At 58.3% G+C, this 25,685-nt stretch carries 18 protein-coding genes and 8 pseudogenes; 13 read left to right on the top strand and 13 right to left on the bottom strand.

Annotated elements, in window-relative coordinates; all coding sequences use genetic code 11:
- Positions 1–123: 123 nt before the first annotated feature.
- The 3 genes and pseudogenes from rsuA (at position 124) to AC6I8M_RS02095 (ending at position 2,538) form a co-directional block, all read left to right on the top strand.
- A pseudogene (rsuA, locus tag AC6I8M_RS02105) lies at positions 124–846 on the top strand (16S rRNA pseudouridine(516) synthase RsuA).
- Between the two features lie 12 nt (positions 847–858).
- Positions 859–1,880, top strand: a pseudogene (locus AC6I8M_RS02100) (Bcr/CflA family multidrug efflux MFS transporter).
- A 331-nt stretch (positions 1,881–2,211) separates the two neighbouring features.
- Positions 2,212–2,538, top strand: coding sequence for a YejG family protein (locus AC6I8M_RS02095; protein ID WP_010618085.1), 327 nt, complete (start codon positions 2,212–2,214; stop codon positions 2,536–2,538).
- On the opposite strand, the pseudogene yejF reads toward AC6I8M_RS02095, so the two are convergent.
- From yejF to AC6I8M_RS02065, 6 genes and pseudogenes are all read right to left on the bottom strand, one after another.
- A pseudogene (gene yejF, locus AC6I8M_RS02090) lies at positions 2,532–4,059 on the bottom strand (microcin C ABC transporter ATP-binding protein YejF). The gene AC6I8M_RS02095 and the pseudogene yejF overlap by 7 nt on opposite strands.
- A pseudogene (locus tag AC6I8M_RS02085) lies at positions 4,060–5,083 on the bottom strand (ABC transporter permease). It lies immediately after the preceding pseudogene.
- Positions 5,083–6,023: pseudogene (yejB, locus tag AC6I8M_RS02080) on the bottom strand (microcin C ABC transporter permease YejB); the annotation flags it as partial. The pseudogenes yejB and AC6I8M_RS02085, both read right to left, overlap by 1 nt.
- A pseudogene (locus tag AC6I8M_RS02075) lies at positions 6,012–7,816 on the bottom strand (extracellular solute-binding protein); the annotation flags it as partial. The pseudogenes yejB and AC6I8M_RS02075, both read right to left, overlap by 12 nt.
- 179 nt (positions 7,817–7,995) lie before the next feature.
- A pseudogene (locus tag AC6I8M_RS02070) lies at positions 7,996–8,670 on the bottom strand (EAL domain-containing protein).
- Entirely contained in the window at positions 8,636–9,244 is a 609-nt protein-coding gene (locus AC6I8M_RS02065) for a CSS-motif domain-containing protein (RefSeq protein ID WP_010617976.1), read from the bottom strand. Before AC6I8M_RS02065 ends, AC6I8M_RS02070 begins: the two are co-directional and overlap by 35 nt.
- 42 nt (positions 9,245–9,286) lie before the next feature.
- Here AC6I8M_RS02065 and AC6I8M_RS02060 point away from each other — a divergent pair, with 42 nt between their 5' ends.
- A complete protein-coding gene (locus tag AC6I8M_RS02060) occupies positions 9,287–9,412 on the top strand; it encodes a hypothetical protein (protein ID WP_318285013.1) in 126 nt (41 codons plus the stop codon).
- A 246-nt stretch (positions 9,413–9,658) separates the two neighbouring features.
- Here AC6I8M_RS02060 and mepS read toward each other — a convergent pair whose 3' ends face one another.
- The 4 genes from mepS to yeiP form a co-directional block, all read right to left on the bottom strand.
- A complete protein-coding gene (mepS, locus tag AC6I8M_RS02055; RefSeq protein ID WP_498013648.1) occupies positions 9,659–10,234 on the bottom strand; it encodes a bifunctional murein DD-endopeptidase/murein LD-carboxypeptidase in 576 nt (191 codons plus the stop codon).
- Positions 10,235–10,748: 514 nt separating this feature from the next.
- A complete protein-coding gene (locus tag AC6I8M_RS02050) occupies positions 10,749–11,456 on the bottom strand; it encodes a phosphatase PAP2 family protein (protein ID WP_022548181.1) in 708 nt (235 codons plus the stop codon).
- A 45-nt stretch (positions 11,457–11,501) separates the two neighbouring features.
- Entirely contained in the window at positions 11,502–12,476 is a 975-nt protein-coding gene (locus AC6I8M_RS02045) for a CobW family GTP-binding protein (RefSeq protein WP_010617972.1), read from the bottom strand.
- 99 nt (positions 12,477–12,575) lie between these two features.
- Positions 12,576–13,148, bottom strand: coding sequence for an elongation factor P-like protein YeiP (yeiP, locus tag AC6I8M_RS02040; protein ID WP_010617971.1), 573 nt, complete (start codon positions 13,146–13,148; stop codon positions 12,576–12,578).
- Between the two features lie 152 nt (positions 13,149–13,300).
- Between yeiP and AC6I8M_RS02035 the strand changes: the two genes are divergently transcribed.
- From AC6I8M_RS02035 to fruA, 4 genes are all read left to right on the top strand, one after another.
- Complete coding sequence (locus AC6I8M_RS02035; protein ID WP_010617970.1) at positions 13,301–13,555, top strand: YkgJ family cysteine cluster protein; 255 nt, start codon at positions 13,301–13,303, stop codon at positions 13,553–13,555.
- Between the two features lie 277 nt (positions 13,556–13,832).
- Complete coding sequence (fruB, locus tag AC6I8M_RS02030; RefSeq protein ID WP_010617969.1) at positions 13,833–14,963, top strand: fused PTS fructose transporter subunit IIA/HPr protein; 1,131 nt, start codon at positions 13,833–13,835, stop codon at positions 14,961–14,963.
- The gene (gene fruK / locus AC6I8M_RS02025; protein ID WP_010617968.1) at positions 14,960–15,898 is read left to right on the top strand and encodes a 1-phosphofructokinase; all 939 of its coding nucleotides are present in this window, start codon (positions 14,960–14,962) and stop codon (positions 15,896–15,898) included. Before fruB ends, fruK begins: the two co-directional genes overlap by 4 nt.
- 16 nt (positions 15,899–15,914) lie before the next feature.
- On the top strand, positions 15,915–17,612 hold the full coding sequence (fruA, locus tag AC6I8M_RS02020; RefSeq protein ID WP_010617967.1) for a PTS fructose transporter subunit IIBC: 1,698 nt from the start codon (positions 15,915–15,917) through the stop codon (positions 17,610–17,612).
- Between the two features lie 119 nt (positions 17,613–17,731).
- Here fruA and nfo read toward each other — a convergent pair whose 3' ends face one another.
- Together nfo and AC6I8M_RS02010 are read right to left on the bottom strand one after the other, a co-directional pair.
- A complete protein-coding gene (gene nfo, locus AC6I8M_RS02015; RefSeq protein ID WP_010617966.1) occupies positions 17,732–18,577 on the bottom strand; it encodes a deoxyribonuclease IV in 846 nt (281 codons plus the stop codon).
- A gap of 55 nt (positions 18,578–18,632) precedes the next feature.
- Positions 18,633–19,674, bottom strand: a pseudogene (locus tag AC6I8M_RS02010) (YeiH family putative sulfate export transporter).
- A gap of 106 nt (positions 19,675–19,780) precedes the next feature.
- Here AC6I8M_RS02010 and AC6I8M_RS02005 point away from each other — a divergent pair.
- From AC6I8M_RS02005 to AC6I8M_RS01985, 5 genes are all read left to right on the top strand, one after another.
- Positions 19,781–20,158, top strand: a complete 378-nt coding sequence (locus tag AC6I8M_RS02005) for a YkvA family protein (RefSeq protein ID WP_010617963.1) — start codon at positions 19,781–19,783, stop codon at positions 20,156–20,158.
- A 9-nt stretch (positions 20,159–20,167) separates the two neighbouring features.
- The gene (gene yieE / locus AC6I8M_RS02000; protein ID WP_010617962.1) at positions 20,168–21,034 is read left to right on the top strand and encodes a DNA-binding transcriptional regulator YeiE; all 867 of its coding nucleotides are present in this window, start codon (positions 20,168–20,170) and stop codon (positions 21,032–21,034) included.
- A 136-nt stretch (positions 21,035–21,170) separates the two neighbouring features.
- The gene (locus tag AC6I8M_RS01995; RefSeq protein WP_498013647.1) at positions 21,171–22,637 is read left to right on the top strand and encodes an amino acid permease; all 1,467 of its coding nucleotides are present in this window, start codon (positions 21,171–21,173) and stop codon (positions 22,635–22,637) included.
- Positions 22,638–22,907: 270 nt separating this feature from the next.
- Complete coding sequence (locus AC6I8M_RS01990) at positions 22,908–23,987, top strand: FecCD family ABC transporter permease (RefSeq protein ID WP_010617960.1); 1,080 nt, start codon at positions 22,908–22,910, stop codon at positions 23,985–23,987.
- A complete protein-coding gene (locus tag AC6I8M_RS01985) occupies positions 23,987–24,775 on the top strand; it encodes an ABC transporter ATP-binding protein (RefSeq protein WP_010617959.1) in 789 nt (262 codons plus the stop codon). The genes AC6I8M_RS01990 and AC6I8M_RS01985 overlap by 1 nt, the downstream gene beginning before the upstream one ends.
- A 47-nt stretch (positions 24,776–24,822) precedes the next feature.
- On the opposite strand, the gene fghA is transcribed toward AC6I8M_RS01985, so the two are convergent.
- On the bottom strand, positions 24,823–25,641 hold the full coding sequence (gene fghA / locus AC6I8M_RS01980; RefSeq protein WP_010617958.1) for an S-formylglutathione hydrolase: 819 nt from the start codon (positions 25,639–25,641) through the stop codon (positions 24,823–24,825).
- Positions 25,642–25,685 lie beyond the last annotated feature (44 nt).

Below are 25,685 nucleotides of genomic sequence, written 5' to 3'. Positions count from 1 at the left end.
CACTTTTTCAACGGTTAACCCTGCTCTCTATTATGCCGTGGCCGCCGCGCTGCGCTGTAAATGATTTACCGGGCAAACGCCGTTTCAGTTCCCCTCCGCAGTAACGGGCAAAAAAGCGAATTCATGCGACTCGACAAATTCATATCTCAGCAACTGGAAGTTAGCCGTGCCATCGCCGGCCGTGAAATACGTGGCAGAAAGATCACCATCAATGGCGAAGTGGTGCGCGACACCGCTTATAAAGTCCTGCCGGACGATGCCGTAGAGTACGACGGCAATCCGCTGACGGTGCAGCAGGGTCCGCGCTATTTCATGCTGAATAAACCGCAGGGCTATGTCTGCTCCACCGACGATCCGGATCATCCCACCATTCTCTATTTCATTGAGGAGCCGGCGGCGTTCAAACTGCACGCGGCAGGGCGGCTGGATATTGATACCACCGGGCTGGTACTGCTGACCGATGATGGTCAGTGGTCGCATCGCATTACCTCTCCGCGCCATCACCTGGAGAAAACCTACCTGGTGGAACTGGAGCAGCCGCTTGACGCGGGTTTGATCGAAAAATTTGCTGCCGGCATTCAGCTGCACAACGAGAAAGATCTGACCAAACTGGCGCAGCTGGAAATCCTCGATGAGAAAGCCGCACGTCTCACCCTCAGTGAAGGGCGTTATCACTAGGTGAAACGCATGTTTGCGGCGATGGGCAACCACGTCACGGCGCTGCATCGCGAAAGCATCGGTGAGATTGTACTAGATGACGAGCTCGGTGAAGGCGAATACCGTGAACTGACCGAGGCGGAAATCAACAGCATCGGCCTGCCGGACGAACTGAAACAGTGCAAATAGCGGGAGACAGCGGTGCGTAAGGAAAAAAATTCACCGGTGGGATTAGTGGTGATTCTGGGATTGCTGGCCATGCTGATGCCGCTCTCCATTGATATGTCTCTGCCGGCAATGCCGCAAATTGCCCGTGAATTCGCGGTGTCGGCCGGCAGCGTACAGCTACGGACGTAAACCGGTGATCGTGCTCGGCACGCTGATTTTTGCCTGCGCGGCGGCAGCCTGTGCGCTGTCGCAATCCATAGACCAGCTGATTCTGATGCGTTTCCTGCACGGGCTCTCCGCCGCTGCTGGCACCGATCATCGGCGGCTGGCTGCTGCTGCTGTGGAACTGGCACGCCATCTTCTGGACGCTGGCATTGGCCGCACTGATTACCACCGTGCTGGTGGTAACGCAGATCCGCGAAACGCTTAAGCCCGAGCAGCGGCAGCGTTTTCACCTGCGTACCACGCTGAGCAATTTTGTCGCGCTGGTGCGGCACAAACGCGCCTTCAGCTATATGCTGGCAAGCGGCTTCTCGTTTGCCGGGCTGTTTACCTTCCTTAACGCCGGGCCGTTTGTTTACATTGAGGTGAACCATGTGTCGCCGCAGAATTTCGGCTACTACTTTGGCCTCAACGTGGTGTTCCTGTTTGTCATGACGCTGATTAACAGCCGCGCGGTGCGCCGTTTCGGGCCGCTGGCGATGTTCCGCCTCGGTCTGCTGATTCAGTTTGCCATGGGTATCTGGCTGCTGATCGTCAGCGCGCTCAACCTCGGTTTCCTGCCGCTGGTGTTTGGCGTGGCAATGTTTATTGGCTGCGTATCGACCATCTCCTCCAATGCGATGGCGGTGATCCTCGACGAATTTCCCCACATGGCCGGCACCGCATCCTCACTGGCCGGTACGCTGCGCTTTGGCGTCGGTGCGCTGGTTGGCGCGCTGCTGTCGCTGGTCAGCGTCAACAGCGCCTGGCCAATGGTCGCCACCATCGCGCTGTGCGCTACCGTCTCAATCGTGCTGTTCAGCTACGCCGCCCGTCCGCGCCACACCGCGTGATGGCGGCGGATCGATGCTTCGCCCGCTGTTATTTCACATCCTGATTTGCCCCTCTCCGCACTCTCGCTATGCTTAATGTTTCCATATTGTGAAAATTAATTGATAAAAAAGTAACGACATTGCGTCTAAAATGATTGTTAAGCGCCGCGTAACGCGGTAAACATAGGCATAAATGCGAGAAAGCTCGCAAATAATAAAGTTGCATCACGCTTTGTGCCTAAAACGAGAAGGCTATCCTTGACGTCCGTATGCTGAGCTTGCCAAGTGGGGATTCACCGCGATGAAGCCGTCCGTTGTGAATAACGTTACTGTCTCTGGGAATCGAAACACTATGCTGCAACTCTCGGTTGTGCATCGTTTACCACAACTTTACCGCTGGTCGCTGGAACATGCCGGTGCCATTGAACGCCAGGAAGCAGCGAACGGCGCGCATGACGGGGATCTGGTCGCGCTGCGCCTGCTGAGCCATGACGGCCATCCTGCGATGGAGATCCTGCAGCAGCTACAGGAAACGCTGGCGCAGATTCAGGTCGAGTGCAAAATTGCTGAATGTGAAGGGCAGCCGTGTTTGCTGATTCAGCGTGGCGACGAGAGCGCCACTAACTGCTGTCTGAAAAATCAGGGCGTGGCGATTGCCGAAACCTTTGACGGTCACTGAAGCCCGGTCTCTCCCTGCGCGGAGACCAGCAGCTGACGCGTATACTCTGCTGCGGGAGCGTTGAACAGCGCGCGCACCACCTGCAAATCGTGACTGATAAACAGATACGCCAGCTGATGCTGCTGCTGTAAACGGCGCAGCAGGGTGAGGATCTGCTTTTGCACCGAGCGGTCCAGCGACGAGGTGGGTTCATCCAGCACGATCAGCTGCGGCTGCAGGATCAGGGCGCGAGCAATGGCGATACGCTGGCGCTGACCGCCAGAGAATTCCGCCGGGTAGCGGCTGCGGCTCGCTGCGTCCAGGCCAACCTCTTCCATCACCGCAATGACTCTGGCTTCCTGTTCGGCAGCGCTGAGCTGCGGCTGGTGCACCGCCAGCCCTTCGGCAATCACCTGCTGTACCGTCATGCGCGGATTGAGTGAAGAGTTGGGATCCTGAAACACTACCTGAATGCGCTGGCGCAGCGGCAGTAGCTGCTTCGCGCTCAGCTGATGCCAGCGGCTGGCCGTCGAACCAGATCTCGCCGCGCGCAGCAATCAGGCGCAGCAGCGCTAGGCCAGTGGTGCTTTTGCCTGATCCGGATTCGCCGACTAACCCGAGGCTTTCGCCGCGCCGCAGGGTAAAACTGAGATTGTGTTGCGCGGTTTTTTCTGCCACGGTGCGCTTCAGCAGCCCGCGGCGAAGGGGGAAACCCACCTGCAAATTATTCACCTGCAACAGCGGTGGCGCGTCGATCAGCGGCACCGGCGCGCCGTCCGGCTCGGCGGCCAGCAGTTCGCGGGTGTAAGGCTGCTGTGGCTGGCGAAATAGCGCGTCACAGCGGTTGTGTTCCACCTCGCGCCCGTTGCGCATCACCGTCACGCTGTGGGCCAGCTGACGCACAATGTTCAGGTTATGGGTAATGAACAGCATGCCCATGTTCAGTTCGCGCTGCAGTTCGCGCAGCAGCTATAAAATCTGTGCCTGTACCGTGACATCCAGCGCCGTGGTGGGCTCATCGGCAATCAGCAGTTTGGGCTGCGTCAGCAATGCCATGGCGATCATCACGCGCTGGCGCTCGCCGCCGGACAACTGGTGCGGAAAATCCTGCAGGCGCGTCGCGGCCTGGCGAATGCCCACGCGATCGAGGCAGCTGAGAATCTCAGCGCGCGCCGCTTCACGCCGCATGCCACGGTGCAGCGACAGCACTTCATACAGCTGCTTTTCCACGCAGTGCAGCGGATTGAGTGACACCATCGGCTCCTGAAAAATCATCGCCATCTGGTTGCCGCGCAGCCCGCGCATCTCACGTTCGCTAGCCTGTAACACATCGCGCCCGTCAAACAGGATCTCGCCCTGCGGATAACTCACCGGTGGCTGCGGCAGCAGACGCATAATCGACAGCGCCGTCACGCTCTTGCCAGATCCCGACTCGCCCACCAGCGCCAGCGTTTCGCCGGCGTCGATGCGCAGCGAGATATCTTCTACCACGCGGCGCTGCCCGAACGCCACCGCCAGATGATTCACCGTTAACAAACTCATTTAGCGCCCCCGGCTCGGATCAAAGGCATCGCGCACCGCTTCGCCGATAAAAATCAGCAGCGACAGCAGCAGGGCGAGGGCGAAGAAGCCAGAAAGGCCAAGCCACGGTGCCTGTAAATTGTTTTTTCCCTGCAGCAGCAGTTCGCCCAGCGACGGCGAGCCCACCGGCAGGCCGAAGCCGAGAAAATCCAGCGAGGTTAACGTGGTGATCAAACCGCACAGGATAAACGGCAGAAAAGTTAGCGTGGCGACCATGGCGGTGGGCAACATGTGGCGCAGCATGATGCGGCTATCGCTCACGCCCAGCGCGCGCGCGGCGCGGATATAGTCAAAGTTACGCGTGCGCAGGAACTCGGCGCGCACTACGCTCACTAGGCTCATCCAGCCGAAGATCACCTTCAGCAGCAACAGCCACCAGAAATTGGGCTGAATCACGCTGGAGAGCAGAATCAGCATGAACAGCGTCGGCATGCCGGACCACACCTCAATCAATCGCTGGCCGATGAGGTCAACGCGGCCGCCAAAGTAGCCCTGCAGGGCACCAACCACAATACCAATCACGCTGGAGAACAGCGTTAACAGCAAACCGAACAGCAGCGAGATGCGCGTGCCGTACAGCAGACGCGCCAGTACATCGCCACCGTTAGCATCGGTACCCAGCCAGTTTTGCGCGGACGGCGGTGACGGGAAGGGCACGTCGGTGGCGAAATGAATGGTGCTGTCGCTGAAGCGGATGGGGGCCCACAGCGCCCAGCCCTGCTGGTCAATGCGTTGCTTCAGCCACGGATCCTGATAATCCGCCGGCGTGGCAAACTGGCCGCCAAAATCGCTCTCGCTGTAGTTGAACAGCAGCGGTGCCGTACCAGCGCTGCTGATAGTGCACCAGCAGCGGTTTGTCATTGGCTAATAATTCCGCGCCCAGCGACAGCACAAAGATGAGCAGAAACAGCCACAGCGACCAGTCGCCGCGACGGTTGTGACGAAAGCGCTGCCAGCGCTGCTGGTTAACGGGAGATAAACGCATCAGCGGCCCTCAAAATCAATGCGTGGATCGACCAGCGTATAGGTTAGATCGCTGATAATATTCATCAGCAGGCCAATCAGCGTAAAGATATACAGCGTGCCGAACATCACCGGATAGTCGCACTGAATAGTGGCATCATAGCCGAGCAGCCCCATGCCGTTGAGTGAGAACATCACCTCAATCAGCACCGAGCTGGTGAAAAACATACTGATAAAGGTGGCGGGAAACCCGGCGATCACCAGCAGCATGGCGTTGCGAAACACGTGGCCGTACAGGATACGCTTCTCATCCAGACCCTTAGCGCGCGCTGTGACGACGTACTGTTTGCGCACCTCATCAAGGAACGAATTTTTCGTCAGCATGGTCAGGGTGGCAAAACCGCCAATCACCGTAGCCAGCACCGGCAGCGTGATATGCCACAGATAATCGCTGATTTTGCTGTACCACGGCAGCGTGTCAAACTGCGGCGAAGTGAGGCCGCGTAGCGGGAACCAGTCGAGATAGCTGCCGCCGGCAAACAGCACAATCAGCATGATGGCAAACAAAAACGCCGGAATAGAGTAGCCGATGAATGATAAAGATGCTACTCCAGATATCAAACGCGCTGCCGTTGCGCACTGCTTTTTTGATGCCCAGCGGAATCGACACCAGATAGATGATCAGCGTGCTCCACAACCCGAGGCTGATCGACACCGGCAGGCTCTCTTTGATCAGCTGCAGCACCGAGGCGTTACGAAACAGGCTGTCGCCAAAGTCAAAACGCAGGTAATTCCACAGCATTTCGCCATAGCGCTGCAGCAGTGGCTTATCGAAGCCGTAGCGATGGGTTATTTCTGCCACCACTTCCGGATCCAGCCCGCGCGCGCCGCTGTCACTGCCGCCGCTAGGCAGACCGGTGCTATGGACCAAACTGGATGTTGGCCAGCGCCTGATCGGCCGGTAAACGACCGGCTTTGTTCACATCGTACCACCAGTTTTCCAGCCCGGTGGCAAACGCCGGTTTAATCTGCGGATGGGAAAACTTGTCCCACCAGGCCAGCCGCTGCTCGGCGTTGTACCACATCGGAATCATGTAGGCGTTCCACAGCAGCAGGCGATCCAGCGCCTGACCCAGCGGCAGCAGCGCTTTTTCATCGCCCTGATGCGCCACGATCTGCTGCACGAAATGGTCGACCAGCGGATCTTTTACCCGCGCGGTGTTCCACGATGAGCTGATGTAATCCGACTGCCACACATACTGCAGGCTGGTGGAGGGCCACGGCATCGCCTGATAAAGCGACGGAATCATGTCGTAATCGCCTTCGCGCAGCCGGCGCAGATATTGGGAACTGTCCACCTGACGCAGCGTCATCGTAATGCCAAGCCGTGCCAGGCTGTGCTGGAACGGTAGCGCCCAGTCGTTCAGAGAACCGCTGCGCAGCAGCAGTTCAAACTGAAACGGCTGGCCGGTTTTCACGTTCACCAGCTGCTGATTTTTGATCTGCCAGCCGGCCTGCTTCAGCAATGCCATCGCCCGCAGCAAATTGTTGCGGTCAAAGCCGCTACCGTCAGAGTGCGGCGGCGCGTAGGCGTTGTTAAATACCTCGGCAGGCAGCTGCGCCTTGTAGGGCGCGAGCAGGACCAGCTGATCGGCGTCAGATAGCCTTTGGCGGCATAAGCGGTGTTCTGGAAGTAGCTGTCGGTCCGCTTGTAAGCGCCGTAGAACAGCGCTTTGTTCATCCACTCAAAATCAAACGCCAGCGTCAGCGCCTCGCGCACGCGGCGGTCGGCAAACAGCGCTTTCTCGTTATTGAACGCCAGCCAGCGCGTGTCGGTGGCGACGTCATTCGGCGTGGTGGCTTTTTTCACAATTGCGTGGCTGGTAAAGTTGCGCCCGCGATATTGTGTGGCCCATTTCTTCGCCGAATTATCCTCGCGCAGGTCATAGGCACCGGCCTTAAAAGCTTCAAAAGCCACGTTGTCATCGAGATAGTAGTCGTAGCGCAGGGTATCAATATTAAAGCGACCGCGGTTCACCGGCAGATCGGCCGCCCAGTAGTTCTTCACCCGGCTATATTGAATGAACTGGCCGGATTTGTACGAGGTGACGCGATAAGGCCCGCTGGCGAGCGGCGGATAGCCAATCGGCTCATTAAATTTTTTGTTCTGCCAGAATTTTTCTGGCAGCACCGGCAGCGTGATCCAGCTCAGCACCAGGTCTTTATCCGGTTTGGGCATCTCAATGCGCACCGTCAGCCGGTTCAGCGCTTTCACCTGCACGCCGCGAAACGCCACGCGAAACTGCGGCACGCCTTCGGTCATGAATTTCCCGAAGGTGAAGGCGACATCCTGCGCGGTGATCGGCGTACCGTCCTGAAACTGCGCGTGCGGATTGATCGACACCTCCATCCAGTGATAATCGCTGGGATAGCGTGCTGATTCGGCGATCAGCTGATAGTAGCTGCCGGGCTCATCGTCTGAGGTGGTAAACAGGCCGTCGTACAGCGTGTCAGTGCCGATACCGGGATTGCCGCGCGACGCATAGCGGTTGAAGTTGTCGTAAGTGCCCACCACGGCGAGGGTGATCTTGCCACCTTTTGGCGCCGCCGGATTGACGTAATCATAATGGCTGAAGTTGACCGCGTATTTCGGTTCGCCCAGCTTCGCAAAGGCATAGCTTTCATAGATAGTGACCGCGTGCACCGGCGCAATGGCGCTGCACATCAGTAGTGCTGTGGCAAGACGAAGCAGCATAAGTGGGGCGCTCTCCTGTGGTAATCCGCACTGTATGGTAGCAGTTTCATGCGCGGTACGTGACGTTAACCCAAACTGGCCTAGCTCTGATCGTAGCTGATCAGCTTTTCCGGGCGCAGCGGGCGGCTAAACAGATCCCCCTGCAGATGCGTGACGCCCCGGTTAACCAGCCTGGCCGCCTAGTCGCCGGTTTCCCCCTCTTCCGCCACGGTTTTCAGGTTGAGTTTCTTTGCCAGCAGTAACACGGTGTCAAGCACCGGCGAGGTTACGGTTTCGGTGCCGATACTCTGCACAAAGCCGCGATCGATTTTCAGGTAGTCGAACGGATATTTTTCCAGATAGATCAGCGCGCTATGGCCGGTGCCGAAATCATCAATGGCAATCTTGAAATTGTGTTCATGCAGCTAGGCGAAGATTTCGCCGGCGTTCTTCTCCCGCACCATGGTGCGCTCGGTGATTTCAAATACATAGTTAAAATGATCGGCGGGCATACTGGCGATCCACGCCTGCACGTCGCGGCGAAAACTGAGCGATGCCAGATGCTGCGGTGACATATTCAGACTGAGACGGGTGCCGCGCGGCAGTTGCTGACAGAGAAAACGCGCGTCGCGCGCTACCAGGCTGAATAGATGTTGGGTCAGAGGAATAATCAGGTTTTGCGCTTCGGCGTGGCTGATAAATACATCGGGCGGGATCATACCTTCAACCGGGTGAGTCCAGCGCAGCAGCGCTTCAACGCCATAGGGTTTGCCGTTGTGTGCCGTTACCAGCGGCTGATACTCAACGTGAAACTGACCGCGCCGGATGCCGAGCAGGATTTCACACCCCGGTCGCTGATGCAGCGACAGCAGCAACCAGCAGCGCCAGCAGCAGGCCGGTCAGCAATGCCAGCGTGTAATCGCATGAGGCCAGCGTGCTGCCGTAAAGCACAAAGCGCATGCTGCGGTCATCAAGCGTCAGGTCGGTGAGGGCGGGCGGCAGATCGCGGCTGCGCACCACTTGGCTGGTGCCGCTGAGCAGCGCGCTGTCGCCTGCCACCAGCGCCATCCGCGTGATTTCAGGATGGTAAGAGGCCAGCAGCTGGTAAGGCGTCATGCTGAGGTTCATGGTGGCGAGGATGCCGGTTTCGTTCGCTCCCGGACTTTTCAGCCACAGCGCCAGCGCCGGTTTGGCGGGTTGCAGCGGTGTGCCGGGCAGCAGGCGGACGTCACGGTCGCGCTCCAGCTCTGAATCGGGTGAAATGGCGCTGGCGGCCAGCAGAAATGCGCCGGTGGCCGAAGAGCAGTAAGCGTTGCCGTCGCGTACCAGTAATATCGCGCGAATGTTGCCGGCAAAGGCGGCGCGAGAGGTCAGCTCACGGTTGACGCTGTTGCAGCTGAGTTGAGTGTATTGCTGCAGCGGATAAAGGCTCTCGACCAGGGTCGACATCACCTGTTGCAGATCGTCACGGCTGTGTGCCAGCAGCTGCTGGTGTTGCTGGACGCGTTTTTGCTAGGTCAGCGTGAGCAGGACGGTGACAAACAAGATAAAAAACGCGACCCCAATAATTACGCTACTCTAGGCGATGCGCCGCGAGTAGCTGGCATGACGATTTAACGTCCCCGACAGTGGCATGGAGTTTGTTCCCCTGATCTTGCCCTTTTTATTATAAAAACGCATACAACTGTGCTGGTTCAAGGCAACGAGAATATAACGAGGCTGCGCGAAAAGTCTCGTTATGTTTTTGATTCAAAATTACTTTTTCCGCCATGGATTTGGCTTAAGCAACCGCAGACGAAAAAAAAACGCTGCCGGGGCAGCGTTTTCAGATTCTCTGGCTGAGAACATCAGGAAGGATGGGGGTTAACTGGGGTTTTTTGCCAGCACCCGACGCGCTTCGCGGTAGCGGTTTTTCCAGTAACTGTCGTTAAGGCTGGAAATTATCACGCCGCTGCTGGTAGACGCGTGTACAAAATTGTCGTTGCCGAGATAGATGCCGACATGGCGACCGGTGGAACCGGCGCGGAACAGCACTAAATCACCCGGACGCAGTTTACTGCGTAAAATCTCTTTACCGCTGTCCTGCTGTTCTGAAGTGGAACGCGGCAACTCTAAACCAAACTGTTCGCGAAAGGTGCGCTGAACAAAAGCAGAACAGTCAATGCCGCGTTTGGTGTCGCCGCCTAAGCGATAACGCACACCTTTCCAGTCACTGTACTGCTCCATGATGCGGGACTTAACGTCCACGTTCTGCACCATTTGTTCAAATTCGTCCTGAGACGCCTGAAGTAAAAAACCATTCTGGTTGTTAACTTCATGATTCTCGTTATTCGCGTTCTGACCGTTATGGGTACTGCTACATGCCGATAAGAGGGTTGCTAATGCTACTGCGGGAATAATCCGCCTGAGGTATCTCAGAATTGGTTGAGACTTGACCATTGTACGTGTTTTCCTTCGATGTCCTTACGACAGAATGTCGCCAGCCAGATGACAAAACGGGTTGAGATTAATAAGTGCGACCCTCTAAGACAATTCCTTAATTACTAAAATGTGTTAATGCACTCATTTTTGTTGCTTAAGGTACCGAATTTTATTCTGCACGGTAGTAATCGGAGTTGAGGTTAACCGATTACAGACCGCGTGGCGAGTGCTTTTATATAAATTTTTATAGGTTTTTTTGATGTGAAATCAATCTGTAACACAACGGTTACTTTATCAACAACTGGTAGCGATTTAAGCGTCAATTAGCGGCATGAACAGCGGCTAATTCTGGCGCTAAGGGAGATTTTAAGAGGGTTCGACTGGACAGGCTAGGAATAACGCCATTGTCAGACGATTTGACGCATAGGTTTTTCTTTTATCAGAAAAAAAATTAGCCCGCTAATAATTTATTTCAGGATTAAATAAGCGCGGGCGATCTTAAAAACAGTGAATAATCGCCCGCGCTAAACAATTACGCCTGGGGTTTATATTTCCCCGGCAGCGAACGATAGAGCCAGTTCACCAGTTTGTCGCTGGCCGGTGTTAACAACCACCAGCTCAGGCCCACCAGCACCACCGACAGCGAACCGACTGCGATATCGGTAAACCAGTGTGCGCCTGCCATTACGCGCGGCAGGGAAAAGACCACCATAATCAGAAGGCCCATCAGGAAGGCCCGGAAGCCGAAATAGCGCCACATAAAGCAGGCAAAGATAATCAGCATCATGCCGTGGTCGCCGGGGAAGCTGTCTCTGGACGCATCTTTTGCCGGAATGCCGGTCAGTTCGCTGACGCGATGCACGTTATCAAAGAACAGCGTCGGGCTGGCATGCTTAACCGGCAGCAGGTGGCCCAGCTGGTTAAGAATCACCGCCGTCAGCAGCATGGTGATACCAATCGCCAGCATACGACGTCGGCCCTGCGGCGTTTCGCGGCGCCAGAACCACAGATAGAGCAGGCCCATCGCCAGCAGTGACACCGCATCAAAACCGCGGAAATTGGTGATCGCCACCAGCAGCGCAAAGCCGTGATGGTCGACCATCTGGTCGTTAAAGCCAAAAAAGATGCCTTTGTCGAGAGCGAACCAGAACCTGTGCTCCGGCGGCAGATACCACGACATAAATAGCATCACACCCAGCGCATTCAGCAGCAGGATGGTGATCAAACGAGTAGTGCGCATAAAAGTAACTCAAAAAGAAAAAAATAACGGGCAAACCTACCGCAGCTAATTTAAACGAATCTTCAACAGGGCAGTCTGCAAGGCGTTCCAGTCGGCGGCCTGATGGTGGATCAATTCGATACGGCTATCCGGCGGCGTGACCGGGCGCGTTTCAATGAACAGGTCTTGGCCCTGACGGTTAATGCTGACCAGACCCTCAGCCGTACGCAGCACGCCTTTCACGCGATCCACCGGCGCAAGCCGCGCCCACTCTAAAGCCGGAATGGTATCGAACACCGTGTCACCATCGAAAATCCAGCCACAGGAAGCATAGCCCTGACCTTCATTTAACGCACGACGCCAGCGCGCTTCGCCTTCCAGTTTCAGCGCCGCCAGCCCCTGCGGGCATGACGAATGATGATGATGCGCGGCATCGGGTACCGCACGATCCGCCAAAGCCGGCTGACTCAGCAACGCCGGATCAATGTTGCCCCAGCTGGCTTCCACCAGTTGACGGTCGCCCAAATGCTGCTGCTGCCAGCTCGCCAGCCGCTGGCGATCTTCCGCATCCCACTTGTCGCTCTTGTTGGCGATGATAATGTCTGCGGCGATCAGCTGGTCGCAAAAGTTTTCATTCTCCGTGACGCGCGTATCGGCTAACTGACGCGGATCGAGCAGCGTCAGCGTGGCGTCCACGCGGATCCACGGCTGATAGACCGCAGCGCGCAGCATATTCAGTAACTGTTTGGGATGGCCAAGGCCGGTGGGTTCGATGATCAGGCGGTCCGGCTGGGTCTGCTTCAGCAGCATATTCAGCCCGACCTGCAGCGGCAGGCCGTTAACACAGCACATGCAGCCGCTGGGGATCTCTTTCAGCGTGGCGCCGCGGTCGGCGAGCAGGGCGCCGTCAATGCCGATCTCGCCAAACTCGTTGACCAGAATGGCCCACTTTTCATTGGCCGGTTTGTGCGCCAGCAGATGTAACAGGGTGGTGGTTTTACCGCTACCGAGAAAACCGGTAATCAGGTTCACGCGCGTCATGATTTACTCCGTTAAAATAGCCGCGCCGGACAACCGCATCCGGCGCGCAGGCTGTTGTTATACTATAATAATCAACCGCCGCCGGAGAAAATCGTGCGCTTAGTCGGCGCGTCCCATATAACGACGCTCGGCAATATGGATACGAATGCGATCGCCATTGCTCAGGTACTCCGGCACCTGAATCGACAGGCCGGTACTCATGCCCGCCGGTTTGGTGCGCGCACTGGCGGATGCCCCTTTGATGCCGGGTGAGGTATCAACGATCTCCATGTCTACCGTCTGCGGCAGTTCCTGCGCCAGCACCTGGCCATCCAGGGTGAGCACCTGGATACCGGGAATGCCGCCTTCCGGAATAAACAGCAGCTCTTCTTCGATCTGATCTTTTTTAAAGTTGTACGGCGTGTAATCTTCGTCATCCATAAACACGTATTCGTCGCCGTCGATATACGAGAAAGTTACCGCGCGGCGGCTGAGCTGGATGGCATCAATGATGTCGTCACCCTTGAAGCGCTTTTCAACTTTCAGGCTGGTGCGCACATCGGTGAAACGCATCTTGTACAGCGTGGCGGCACCGCGCGCGCTTGGGCTCTGTACATCGATATCCTTCACCAGCAACAGTTTACCATTCCAGGTGACGGCCATTCCTTTTTTGATTTCGTTTGCCTTTGGCATAATGCTTGACTCGCTATAACCAGGTAGATGCGCGCCAACTTACTCGCGCGGTGAAAAACAGGCAAGTGAGGCCGGTGAAAATTGTTGGTCGCGCATAGAATTCCGCCGTGCAGACTGCTATTGTCGGCCGCTAATCTTTGCAGGAGCGCATGATGTTGTGTCGAGACCAGTGCGGTGCCTGTTGCACAGCCCCCTCTATCTCATCTCCCATTCCGGGTATGCCTGACGGCAAACCGGCCAATACCCGCTGCGTTCAGCTCGACGAACAGCAGCGCTGCAAAATCTTTGGTTCGCCGCTGCGTCCGGCGGTGTGTGCCGGTTTACAGCCAAAGGCGGAGATGTGCGGCAACAGCCGCGCCGACGCCATGATCTACCTGCTGCAGCTGGAAGCCGATACCGCGCCCTGAGTTTAAGCTGACGCGAGCTGAACAGAACGATCGTCGCAGGCGCCGCGTTACAGCAACGCGTCAGCGCGCCCGCGGTGAAAAATCCTAAATCCGCCGCGAAGTGTGCGGAGCATCAAAAATCTGCTACGCCGATTGCGCATTTTCTTGCCTGTAATCGGGTGCTGTACCATATTCCTTGAAACGTTTCAGCGTTGTCCTCCCGGCTAAGTCCGTGTCGCACAGCGTATTTTTTCGCCATCAGGCTGAAACGATTCACTTTCAGCAAGCGAGGAGAAATATGTTCCAGCTCGAAGTTCAGGCCATTCACACCGGCGCCAGCGCGTCCGATAAAGAACAGGCCATTCGTCAGGTTGCCGCTGCGCTTACCGCGACCGGAAATGTGGCCGAAGGCTACGTCGACGGCATGCTGGCGCGCGAACAGCAAACCACCACCTTTCTCGGCAACGGCATCGCCATTCCGCACGGCACCACCGATACCCGCGATCTGGTGCTGAAAACCGGCGTGCAGGTTTATCAGTTCCCGCAGGGCGTGGACTGGGGTGATGGCCAGACAGCGTACGTCGCCATCGGCATTGCCGCTAAATCTGACGAGCACCTCACGCTGCTGCGCCAGCTGACCCACGTATTAAGCGATGACAACATCGCGGAGCAGCTGAAATCTGCCTCTGCTGAAGAGCTGCGCGCGCTGCTGATGGGTGAAAAGCAGGCCGCTGAATTCCAGTTCGATACGTCGCTGATCGCCACCGACGTGGCCGCCAGCGATCTGATGACGCTGCAGGCGCTGAACGCCGGTCGTCTGCAGGCGGCCTGTGCCGTTGACGCCAGCTTTGTCGCGGACGTTGTCTCGCACGCGCCGCTCAGCCTCGGTCAGGGCATCTGGCTGAGCGACAGCACGCACGGCAATCTCAACAGCGCGGTGGCAGTGAGCCGCAGCGCGACGCCGCTGGCGCATCAGGGCGAACCGGTAGCGCTGCTACTGACGGTAGCCGCAACCGATCAGCGCCCGCTTGAGGTGCTGGGCTACCTCAGCAATCTGCTGCTGAACAATCAGGCTGAACGCCTGCTGAAGGCGGACGCGGCAGGCATTCTCGCGCTGCTGACCAGCGAAGTTGATGAAGCTGCGGACGTATTAACCGCGGAATTCACCATCCGCAATGAGCACGGTCTGCATGCGCGTCCGGGCACCGCGCTGGTGAGCGTGATCAAGCAGTTCAACAGCGATATCACCGTGACCAATCTCGACGGCAGCGGTAAGTCGGCTAACGGGCGCAGCCTGATGAAGGTGGTCGCGCTGGGCGTGAAAAAAGGCCATCGTCTGCGTTTCACCGCCAGCGGTGACGATGCGCAGCAGGCACTGCACGCTATCGAAGAAGCCATTAATAGCGGTCTGGGCGAGGGGGCAGCATGAGTCGTCGCGTTGCCACTATCACCCTGAACCCTGCTTACGATCTGGTGGGCTACACGCCGGAAATCGAGCGCGGCGAAATTAACCTGGTCAAAACCACCGGGCTGCACGCTGCGGGTAAAGGCATCAATGTCGCCAAAGTGCTGAAAGATCTCTGCATCGACGTCACCGTCGGCGGCTTCCTCGGCAAAGAGAATCAGGACGGCTTTCAACAGCTGTTCAGCGAACTCGGCATCGCTAACCGTTTTCAGGTGGTGCAGGGCCGTACCCGCATTAACGTCAAGCTGACGGAAAAAGACGGCGACGTCACCGACCTCAACTTCTCGGGCTTTGACGTCACGCCACAGGACTGGGACCGCTTCACCGCCGACTCGCTGACCTGGCTGGGCCAGTTCGATATGGTGTGCGTCAGCGGCAGCCTGCCAGCGGGCGTTGCGCCGGACGCCTTCACCAAATGGATTAGCGATCTGCGCACCCACTGCCCATGCATCATTTTTGACAGCAGCCGTGAAGCGCTGGTGGCCGGTCTGAAAGCGGCACCGTGGCTGGTAAAACCCAATCGCCGCGAGCTGGAGATTTGGGCCGGCCGCAAGCTGCCGACGCTGCAGGATGTGATTGACGCCGCGCACCAGCTGCGCGAGCAGGGCATTGCCCACGTAGTGATCTCTCTCGGTGCGGAAGGCGCGCTGTGGGTCAATGCCTCTGGCGAATGGATCGCCAAACCGCCTGCGTGTGAAGTGGTCAGCACCGTAGGCGCCGGAGATTCGATGGTTGGCGGTCTGATATACGGCCTGCTGATGCGGGAATCCAGTGAACACACGCTGCGTCTGGCGACGGCGGTGGCGGCCATGGCCGTCAGCCAGAGCAACGTCGGCGTGACCGATCGTACCCAGTTGGCCGCGATGATGGCGCGCGTCGACTTACAACCCGTTAACTAACAGCAGGAGAGCGATAATGAAAACGCTGCTGATAAAAGATTCTTCACTCTGCCTGGCATCAGGCCATTTAGCCTCGGAACGTCTGCAAGCGGCGGCAGGGCAGGCGGGACTGACGCTGGTCGACAGCGCCGCGGACGCCGAACTGGTGCTGGTGATTGGCCAGCAGGTTACCGACAACGCGCAGCTCGCCGGCAAGTCCGTTGCCCTGGTGGATGTGCAGCAGGCGCTGCGCGATCCGCAGGCCGCGCTGGCACTGGCCAGAAATGCGGCGCAACCTTGGCAGCCCGCTGCGGCGACACCGGCGGCAAGTGCACCGGCGCAGAGCACCGGGCAGAAACGTATTGTGGCCGTCACCGCCTGTCCGACCGGCGTGGCGCACACCTTCATGGCAGCCGAGGCGATTGAGGCGGAAGCCAGCAAGCGCGGCTGGTGGGTGAAAGTGGAAACCCGCGGCTCAGTCGGCGCCGGCAACCCGATCACCCCGGAAGAAGTGGCTGCGGCCGATCTGGTGATCGTTGCGGCGGATATCGACGTTGATCTGGCGAAATTTGCCGGCAAGCCGATGTACCGCACCTCCACCAGTCTGGCGCTGAAGAAAACCGCACAGGAGCTGGATAAAGCGCAGGCGGAAGCCAAAGTCTGGCAGCCTTCCGGCAACCAGGCGGCAGCCAGCCAGAGCGACAGCAAAGAGAAAGCCGGTGCCTATCGGCATCTGCTGACCGGCGTATCTTATATGCTGCCGATGGTGGTCGCGGGCGGTCTGAGCATTGCGCTGTCATTCGCCTTTGGGATTACCGCGTTTAAAGAGCAGGGCACCTTAGCCGCGGCGCTGATGCAGATCGGTGGCGGCAGCGCCTTTGCGCTGATGGTGCCGGTGCTGGCGGGCTTTATCGCCTTCTCGATTGCTGACCGTCCGGGCCTGACGCCGGGTCTGATTGGCGGCATGATCGCCACCAGCATCAACGCCGGTTTCCTTGGCGGCATCATCGCCGGTTTCATCGCCGGTTACGCCGCAAAACTGCTGAGCAGCAAAGTGAAGCTGCCGCAAAGTATGGAAGCGCTGGAGCCGATTCTGATCATTCCGCTGGTGGCCAGTCTGATTACCGGCCTGCTGATGATTTACGTGGTAGGCAAACCGGTTGCCGGCATCATGAGCGGCCTGACCAGCTGGCTGGCGAACATGGGCACCGCTAACGCGGTCCTGCTGGGCGCGATTCTGGGCGGCATGATGTGTACCGACATGGGCGGTCCGGTGAACAAAGTGGCTTACGCGTTTGGTGTCGGTCTGCTGAGTTCGCAAACTTACGCGCCGATGGCCGCGATCATGGCGGCCGGTATGGTGCCACCGCTGGCGATGGGGCTGGCAACGCTGGTGGCGCGTCGTAAGTTCAATAAAGGTCAGCAGGAGGGCGGTAAAGCAGCGCTGGTACTCGGCCTGTGCTTTATCTCCGAAGGTGCCATTCCGTTTGCGGCGCGTGATCCGATGCGCGTGCTGCCATGCTGTATCGTGGGTGGCGCAGTGACTGGTGCTATCTCCATGGCGATGGGTGCCAAACTGATGGCGCCGCACGGCGGGCTGTTCGTACTGCTGATTCCAGGCGCCATTACGCCGGTACTGGGTTACCTGCTGGCGATTGTGATTGGTACGCTGATTGCAGGTCTGGGCTATGCGATTCTGAAACGTCCGGAAGAGGAACTGGCCAAAGCCGCGTAACGGCAGCCAGGGACAACAAAGGGAGCTGCGGCTCCCTTTTTTATTGGCGACAGGCTCGCTAAAACCTGCTGGATCCTCACTGAGTCGCCCTTCACAGCGACAGGCCCCGGTTAAACCCGTTACGCCTGCTGCTCTGCCTTCAGCCAGGCAATTTCATCCTTCCAGATATCCGGATTAATGGTTTCAAGAATCATTGGGATACCGTCAAAACGCGGATCCTTCATCAGCCAGCTAAACGCGGTCTTGCCAATGTTGCCCTCGCCGAGGCTGTGATGGCGATCCACGCGGCTGCCGAGCGTGCTTTTGGCATCGTTGAGGTGCATACCGCGCAGATACTGAAAGCCCACCACGCGCTCAAACTCGGCAAAGGTGGCTTCACAGGCGGCTTCGCTACGTAAATCATATCCGCCAGCGAAGGCGTGGCAGGTGTCGATGCATACGCCGACGCGCGATTTATCCTCGACGTGGTCAATAATCGCCGCGAGGTGTTCAAAGCGGAAACCGAGGTTACTGCCCTGGCCGGCGGTATTCTCAATCACCGCCACCACGTTATGGGTTTTATCCAGCGCAATGTTGATCGACTCGGCGATGCGCTTCAGGCAGGCATCCTCATCAATCTGCTGCAGGTGGCTGCCGGGATGGAAGTTGAGCAGCGTCAGGCCAAGCTGTTCGGCGCGCTGCATCTCATCGATAAACGCCTCGCGCGATTTCTCCAGCGCGTCCATCACCGGATGGCCGAGGTTAATCAGATAGCTGTCGTGCGGCAGGATTTGCGCGGCGCTAAAGTTGTATTGATCGCAGGCGGTTTTAAAAGCGTCGATCACCTGCGCAGAGAGCGGCGCGGCTTTCCACTGGCGCTGATTTTTAGTGAACAGCGCAAAGGCTGTGGCTTCGATTTCATGGGCCCGGATTACTGCCTGGTCTACGCCGCCGGATGCGCTAACGTGTGCGCCGATATATTTCATGCCGCTCTCCTGAATGGGCGATTGCTAATGCAAACGCCCATGATAGCGGATGCGCTTACGCCATGAAATGTTGCACCAGCACATTCAGTGCGCCGCCGCCGAGAATCAGCCAGATAAACATCAGCAGACCGAGCAGCAGCGGTTTGACGCCCGCCTGCTTCAGCGCGCCAAAACGGGTGGTTAATCCCAGCGCTGCCATCGCCAGCAGCAGATTCGCCAGCTCATTCAGTCCCGCCACCACCGGCTGTGGCAGCAGATGCAGTGAGTTAACCAGCGCCACTGCAATAAACAGCAGCGCAAACCACGGAAAGCTGATCGGCTGCTGTGCCTGACGCTGGTGGCTGCGCTGGCGCTGCAGCCAGCTGCCGAGGATCAGCAGAAACGGTGCCAGCATCATCACCCGCAGCATCTTGGCGATCACCGCCGTGTTCTCCGTTTCCGCGCCCATTGCATGGCCGGCCGCCACCACCTGCGCCACTTCGTGCAGCGTCGAGCCGGTAAAGACGCCAAAGTGCTGCGCGCTGACCTGCGGCAGCAGCGTCCAGAGAAACGGGTACAGCACAATGCCGACGGTGCCAAACAGCACCACGGTGGCCACCGCTACCGCCACTTTCGACGGTGCGGCTTTTATCACCGGTTCACTCGCCAGCACCGCTGCCGCACCGCAAATGCTGCTGCCGGCACCAATCAGCCACACGGTTTCGCGATCCATTTTCAGTAAACGGATGCCGATCAGGCAGGTGATCAGAAAGGTTGAGCTCAGCACCAGCACATCAATCAGCACGCCGCTGACGCCGACATCGGCGATCTGCTGCACGGTGATGCGGAAGCCGTAAAGAATGATGCCCAGGCGCAGCAGACGCTGTTTGGCCAGCAACACCCCACTGTCGCACGGGTTAGCAACGCGGGGATACAGGCTATTACCCAGCACGATGCCGATAATGATGACCAGCGTCAGCGCGCCGAATCCCGCGCCAGCCAGCCACGGCTGATTGGCCAGCCACGCGGCGCCTGTGGCGATTGAAGGCGGTCAGCAGCAGTCCCGGCAGCCAGCGATGAATATGAAAAGGGGTTTTGTTGACGCTTAGTTCAGCCATAATACGCTTCTCCTCAGTGAGGCTTTAGCGTGCGCCTGGCTGGCTTAAAAGTGAAACTTATAATATATTTATAATCAACCGGAATAAGTGATAAGGAAGGGTATCAATGTTCATGCGCTTACGCCGCTGGACGAAGCTCATCAAACGGGACGTGCTGACGCTGTGGTTTGCCTGTCGCGATCCGCGTACGCCGTGGTGGTTTAAGCTGCTGGCGTTCGGCATCGTCGCTTATGCGCTCAGCCCCATCGATCTGATTCCGGACTTCATCCCGATTATTGGCCTGCTGGATGACGCGATTATCATCCCGCTTGGCGTGATGATCCTGCTTCGTCTGCTGCCGCGCGACGTGCGCATCAGCAGCGCCGAACGCGCCGAGGTCCAGCGAGCGCGCGGCAAAAAGATCGTCAGCTGGAGCGGCTTGATTCTGATGCTGCTGATCTGGCTGGCGGTGATGATCTATCTGGTGAAGCGGTACGCCATGTAAGGAGCACGCATGCACATTACGCTGCGTCAGATTGAAGTGTTTACCGAGGTGCTGAAAAGCGGCTCCACGACTCAGGCCTCGCAGGTGCTGGCGCTGTCGCAGTCGGCGGTCAGCGCAGCCTTGGCCGATCTGGAAAGTCAGCTCGGCGTGCAGTTGTTTGACCGCGTCGGCAAACGGCTGGTGCTCAACGAGCACGGCCGGCTGCTCTATCCGCGTGCGGTCGGGCTGCTGGAGCAGGCGATTGAGATCGAACAGCTGTTTAAAGAGGACAACGGAGCGATTCGCCTGTTTGCCAGCAGCACCATCGGCAACTATCTGCTGCCGGGGATGATCGCCGCGTATCGCCGCGATTTTCCCACGCTGCCGCTGGAGCTGAGCGTCGGCAACAGCCAGGACGCCATCAATGCGGTGGCCGATTTTCGCGTCGACATCGGCCTGATTGAAGGGCCGTGCCATGAGCCGGATATCATCAGCGAACCGTGGCTGGAAGATGAACTGGTGGTGTTCGCCGCGCCGGATGCGCCGCTGTTACAGCAGCCGGTGACGCTGGAGACGCTGGCCGCTGCGCCGTGGATTCTGCGCGAGCGCGGTTCCGGTACGCGTGAGATTGTCGATTACCTGCTGCTGTCGCACCTGCCGCAGTTTCAGCTGGGGATGGAGTTAGGCAATTCGGAGGCGATTAAACACGCGGTGCGCCACGGCATGGGCATCAGCTGCTTATCGCGCCGGGTGATTGCCGATCTGCTGGAGGCGGGCACGCTGACGGAAGTACCGGTGCCCCTGCCGCGCCTGACGCGCACCCTGTATCGCATCCATCACCGGCAGAAACATCTGTCGAAAGCGCTGAGCCGCTTCCTCGCCTATTGCCGGGAATAGACGCGGTCTGCCCTGTGCTGTGGCTAATAATTCCCGGCCGATTATGAAGGTAACTAATAACCCGAGCCGAATGCTATACAGTGCAGGATTTGCTGCTACAATCGCGCCTTATTTTTATCCAGCATAGCGTTTACACATGCATAATGACTCAAAAACAACACAACAACCTAGGCTGCGCCGTGAATTAAAAGCGCGCCATCTCACCATGATCGCCATTGGCGGTTCCATCGGCACCGGCCTGTTTGTCGCCTCGGGTGCAACTATCTCTCAGGCGGGTCCTGGCGGTGCGTTACTCTCCTACGCGCTGATCGGCCTGATGGTCTACTTCCTGATGACCAGCCTCGGCGAACTGGCGGCGTTTATGCCGGTCTCCGGTTCCTTTGCCACCTACGGCGCCAAATATGTCGAAGAGGGCTTTGGCTTCGCGCTGGGCTGGAACTACTGGTACAACTGGGCGTTGACCATCGCCGTTGACCTCGTCGCCTTGCAGCTGTTGATGAACTACTGGTTCCCGGACACGCCAGGCTGGATCTGGAGCGCGCTGTTCCTCGGTCTGATGTTCCTGCTCAACTACATTTCGGTCAAAGGCTTCGGCGAGGCGGAATACTGGTTCTCGCTGATCAAAATCGCCACCGTTATCATCTTTATTGTGGTCGGTGTGCTGATGATTACCGGCATCCTGCGCGGCGCGGAAAATGCTGGCTGGCACAACTGGACGGTGGGAGATGCGCCGTTTGCCGGTGGGTTTGCGGCGATGATTGGCGTGGCGATGATTGTCGGCTTCTCCTTTCAGGGCACCGAACTGATCGGGATTGCCGCCGGTGAATCAGAAGACCCGGCGAAGAATATCCCGCGCGCGGTGCGCCAAGTGTTCTGGCGAATTCTGCTGTTCTATGTGTTCGCGATCCTGATCATCAGCCTGATTCTGCCGTATACCGATCCGCAGCTGTTGCATAACGATGTCACCGATATCAGCGTCAGCCCGTTCACGCTGGTATTCCAGAATGCCGGTCTGCTGTCAGCGGCGGCGGTGATGAACGCGGTGATCCTGACGGCGGTGCTGTCGGCGGGTAACTCCGGCATGTACGCCTCAACGCGTATGCTGTTTAACCTGGCGCAGGAAGGCAAGGCACCGCGCATTTTTGCGAAGCTGTCGAAAGGCGGCGTACCGCGCAATGCCCTGCTGGCGACCACGGTGGTCGCAGCGCTATGCTTCCTGACCTCGAAATTTGGCAATCAGGAAGTGTACCTGTGGCTGCTGAATACTTCAGGGATGACCGGCTTTATCGCCTGGCTCGGCATTGCTATCAGCCATTATCGCTTCCGCCGCGGCTATGTGGCGCAGGGGCTTAATCTGGCCGATCTGCCTTACCGCTCCGGCTTCTTCCCGCTGGGTCCGATGTTTGCGTTCGCGCTGTGTCTGATCATTACGCTGGGGCAGAATTATCAGGCATTCCTCGCCGATCGCATCGACTGGTACGGCGTAGCCGCAACCTATATCGGCATTCCGCTGTTCCTGATGATCTGGCTGGGCTATAAGCTGACGCGCGGCACCCGCTTCGTGAAATACAGCGAGATGGAATTCCCTTCCTTTAAGCAGTAATGCCTAACAACGCTACCTAGACGAGTTTTTGCGCGATGAATCGCGCCGCTACAAATCGGTGCAACCCTCTGTAGCGGCGCAATTTATTGCGCTAGCAAACAAGCAGCAATGCATGACAAAGCGGCCCCGGCCGCGTTTTTTTTGCGATTTATTACGCTATGCAAACCTGGCGCAAACCATTCGGGCTTTGTTACAGAAACAGCATTGATAATTATTATCACCTGCTCTATTGTGGCAGCCGTTATAAGGCGACAGGAAACAGGTAGAACAATGCGTAGTACGGACTCCGCGCTGGTGGCGGAACATGGCACCGAAGCCGATACCCTGACCCGTTATCGTCAGGTTCTGCGTCAGCGACTGCTGCTGATTGGTGTGCTGGTGCTGGCGATCCTCGCTTCAGTTATCCTCGATTTCACCCTTGGCCCGGCCGGCCTGACGCTCAATACGCTGTGGCAAACGCTGCTCCATCCCGCAGCGGTGGACGCCGGTACGCGCGTGATCGTCTGGGACATCCGTCTGCCGTATGCGCTGATGGCGGTGGTGGTCGGCTTTTCACTCGGCCTGGCCGGTGCTGAAATGCAGACCATCCTTAATAACCCGCTGGCCAGCCCGTTTACGCTGGGCGTCTCGTCGGCAGCGGCGTTTGGTGCCGCGCTGGCAATCATTCTCGGCATCGGTATTCCCGGCGTGCCGGATCAGTGGCTGATCTCCGCCAATGCCTTTGTCTTCGCCTTGTTTGCCGCGCTGATGCTGGATGGCATCACGCGCTGGAGCAAAGTCTCAACCTCCGGCGTGGTGCTGTTTGGCATCGCGCTGGTGTTCACCTTTAACGCCTTGGTTTCGATGATGCAGTTCATCGCCAGCGAAGATACGCTGCAGGGCTTGGTGTTCTGGACCATGGGCAGTCTGGCGCGCGCCTCATGGGAAAAACTGGGCGTGCTGAGCGCCGCCTTTGCCATCCTGCTGCCGTTCTCCATGCTCAGCAGCTGGAAACTCACGGCGCTGCGCCTTGGTGAAGATCGCGCGGTGAGCTTCGGCATTGATGTCCGGCGTCTGCGGCTGGCGACGCTGTTGCGCATCAGCATTCTCTCGGCGCTGGCAGTGGCATTCGTCGGCCCGATCGGCTTTATCGGCCTAGTCGCGCCGCACATTGCGCGCATGATGTTTGGTGAAGATCACTGCTACTATCTGCCGGCCAGTGCGCTGACCGGCGCGCTGGTGCTGTCGCTGGCGTCGGTGGCCTCGAAAAACCTCATTCCCGGCGTCATCATTCCGGTCGGCATCGTCACCTCGCTGGTGGGCGTGCCGTTCTTTCTCAGCATTATTCTGCGTCATCGGGGGACAGTGTGATGGAGCAGGGCTTACGCATCAGCCACTTTTATGCCGGTTACCCGAAGCGTAATGTCATTGACGATCTCAATGTCACGCAGCTGCCGCGCGGCAAAATCACCGTGCTGCTGGGGCCCAACGGCTGCGGCAAATCGACGCTGCTACGCGCGCTGGCCGGTCTGAGCAAAGGGCAGGGCGAGCTGTGGCTCAACGGTGAAGAGCTGATGAGCCAGCCGTTTGCCCGGCGCGCGCAGCGCGTGGTCTATCTGCCGCAGACGCTGCCAGCCGGTGTACATCTGCACGTGCTGGAGTCGATCATCGTGGCGCAGCGTGCCTCCGGCGGATTACACAGTGCGGCCAGTGAAGCGGAGATCATGCACCTGCTGGAGCAGCTTGGCATTGCCCATCTGGCGATGCGTTATCTTGATCAGCTGTCCAGCGGCCAGAAGCAGCTGGTCGGTCTGGCGCAGTCGCTGATTCGCCGTCCGGAACTGCTGCTGCTGGATGAACCGCTCAGCGCGCTGGATTTGAATTATCAGTTCCACGTGATGGATTTGGTGCGGCGCGAAACCCGGCTGCGCAATATGGTGACGGTGGTGGTGGTGCATGATATCAACATCGCGCTGCGTCATGCCTATCACGCGCTGATGCTGAAGCAGGGACAACTGCTGGCCGACGGTGTGCCGTCGCAGGTGATTACGCCGGAGACGCTGGCGCAGGTGTATGGCGTGCGCGGCCGCATTGAGCACTGCTCACAGGGCATGCCGCAGGTAATGATCGATGGGCTGGTGGCGGAATCGCTAGCCTGACGCCAGACACCTCCTGCCCCTCAGCATCAGCGGGGCAGAGAAGTGCACTACGCCAGTAAATGCTGCGCGTGGAAGCGCAGATGGTCCTCCACGAAGCTGGCGATAAAGAAGTAGCTGTGGTCATAACCCGGCTGGATACGTAGCTCCAGCGGGAAGTTCTGCTCGCGCGCCACCGCTTCCAGCCGCTCCGGGCGTAGCTGATCGGCGAGGAACTGATCGCTATCGCCCTGATCGATCAGCACAGGCAGGCGATGTTCGGCGTTCTGCATCAGCAGGTAGCTATCCCACTCGCGCCACGTCTGGCGATCGTCGCCGAGATAGGCGGCAAAGGCTTTCTGCCCCCACGGCACTTCGGTCGGGTTGACGATTGGCGCAAAGCGCCCGCCGAGGCGCAGCGCCAGCGCGCCGTGGCCGCCCATCGAATGCCCCATTACCGACTGGCGATCGCTCAGCTTGAAGTTATCCGCCACCAGCGCCGGCAGCTCCTCGCTGAGATAATCGAACATGCGATAATGTGCTGCCCACGGTTGCTGCGTGGCGTTGAGATAAAACCCGGCGCCCTGGCCCAGATCGTACCCGCTGTCATTTGCCACTGCATCGCCGCGCGGGCTGGTGTCCGGCATAATCAGCACCAGACCGAGTTCGGCCGCCACGCGCTGCGCACCGGCTTTCGTGGTGAAGTTCTCATCGTTGCAGGTCAGCCCGGCGAGAAACCACACCACCGGCGGTGGCGCGTCGTCGCGCGGAGGCGGCAGAAAAATGCTGAACGTCATCGGGCAGTTGAGCACGGCGGACTGATGACGCCAGCGCTGCTGCCAGCCGCCAAAAATACGGTGTTCTTCCAGCAGCTCCAGAGTGGATGCCATATCGCCTCCTGCTTACTTATTAAAATGCACCACGGAACGGATCG

The organism is Type-A symbiont of Plautia stali, assembly GCF_059731155.1.
This window is presented reverse-complemented; position numbering and strand designations above follow the sequence as displayed.

Excerpts from the sequence above, each read along its gene's own strand:
- AC6I8M_RS02095 (WP_010618085.1), top strand. The coding sequence starts at position 2,212 with ATGCTGCAACTCTCGGTTGTGCATCGTTTACCACAACTTTACCGCTGG.
- AC6I8M_RS02065 (WP_010617976.1), bottom strand. The coding sequence starts at position 9,244 with ATGTCGACCCTGGTCGAGAGCCTTTATCCGCTGCAGCAATACACTCAA.
- mepS (WP_498013648.1), bottom strand. The coding sequence starts at position 10,234 with ATGGTCAAGTCTCAACCAATTCTGAGATACCTCAGGCGGATTATTCCC.
- AC6I8M_RS02050 (WP_022548181.1), bottom strand. The coding sequence starts at position 11,456 with ATGCGCACTACTCGTTTGATCACCATCCTGCTGCTGAATGCGCTGGGT.
- AC6I8M_RS02045 (WP_010617972.1), bottom strand. The coding sequence starts at position 12,476 with ATGACGCGCGTGAACCTGATTACCGGTTTTCTCGGTAGCGGTAAAACC.
- yeiP (WP_010617971.1), bottom strand. The coding sequence starts at position 13,148 with ATGCCAAAGGCAAACGAAATCAAAAAAGGAATGGCCGTCACCTGGAAT.
- AC6I8M_RS02035 (WP_010617970.1), top strand. The coding sequence starts at position 13,301 with ATGTTGTGTCGAGACCAGTGCGGTGCCTGTTGCACAGCCCCCTCTATC.
- fruB (WP_010617969.1), top strand. The coding sequence starts at position 13,833 with ATGTTCCAGCTCGAAGTTCAGGCCATTCACACCGGCGCCAGCGCGTCC.
- fruK (WP_010617968.1), top strand. The coding sequence starts at position 14,960 with ATGAGTCGTCGCGTTGCCACTATCACCCTGAACCCTGCTTACGATCTG.
- fruA (WP_010617967.1), top strand. The coding sequence starts at position 15,915 with ATGAAAACGCTGCTGATAAAAGATTCTTCACTCTGCCTGGCATCAGGC.
- nfo (WP_010617966.1), bottom strand. The coding sequence starts at position 18,577 with ATGAAATATATCGGCGCACACGTTAGCGCATCCGGCGGCGTAGACCAG.
- AC6I8M_RS02005 (WP_010617963.1), top strand. The coding sequence starts at position 19,781 with ATGTTCATGCGCTTACGCCGCTGGACGAAGCTCATCAAACGGGACGTG.
- yieE (WP_010617962.1), top strand. The coding sequence starts at position 20,168 with ATGCACATTACGCTGCGTCAGATTGAAGTGTTTACCGAGGTGCTGAAA.
- AC6I8M_RS01995 (WP_498013647.1), top strand. The coding sequence starts at position 21,171 with ATGCATAATGACTCAAAAACAACACAACAACCTAGGCTGCGCCGTGAA.
- AC6I8M_RS01990 (WP_010617960.1), top strand. The coding sequence starts at position 22,908 with ATGCGTAGTACGGACTCCGCGCTGGTGGCGGAACATGGCACCGAAGCC.
- AC6I8M_RS01985 (WP_010617959.1), top strand. The coding sequence starts at position 23,987 with ATGGAGCAGGGCTTACGCATCAGCCACTTTTATGCCGGTTACCCGAAG.
- fghA (WP_010617958.1), bottom strand. The coding sequence starts at position 25,641 with ATGGCATCCACTCTGGAGCTGCTGGAAGAACACCGTATTTTTGGCGGC.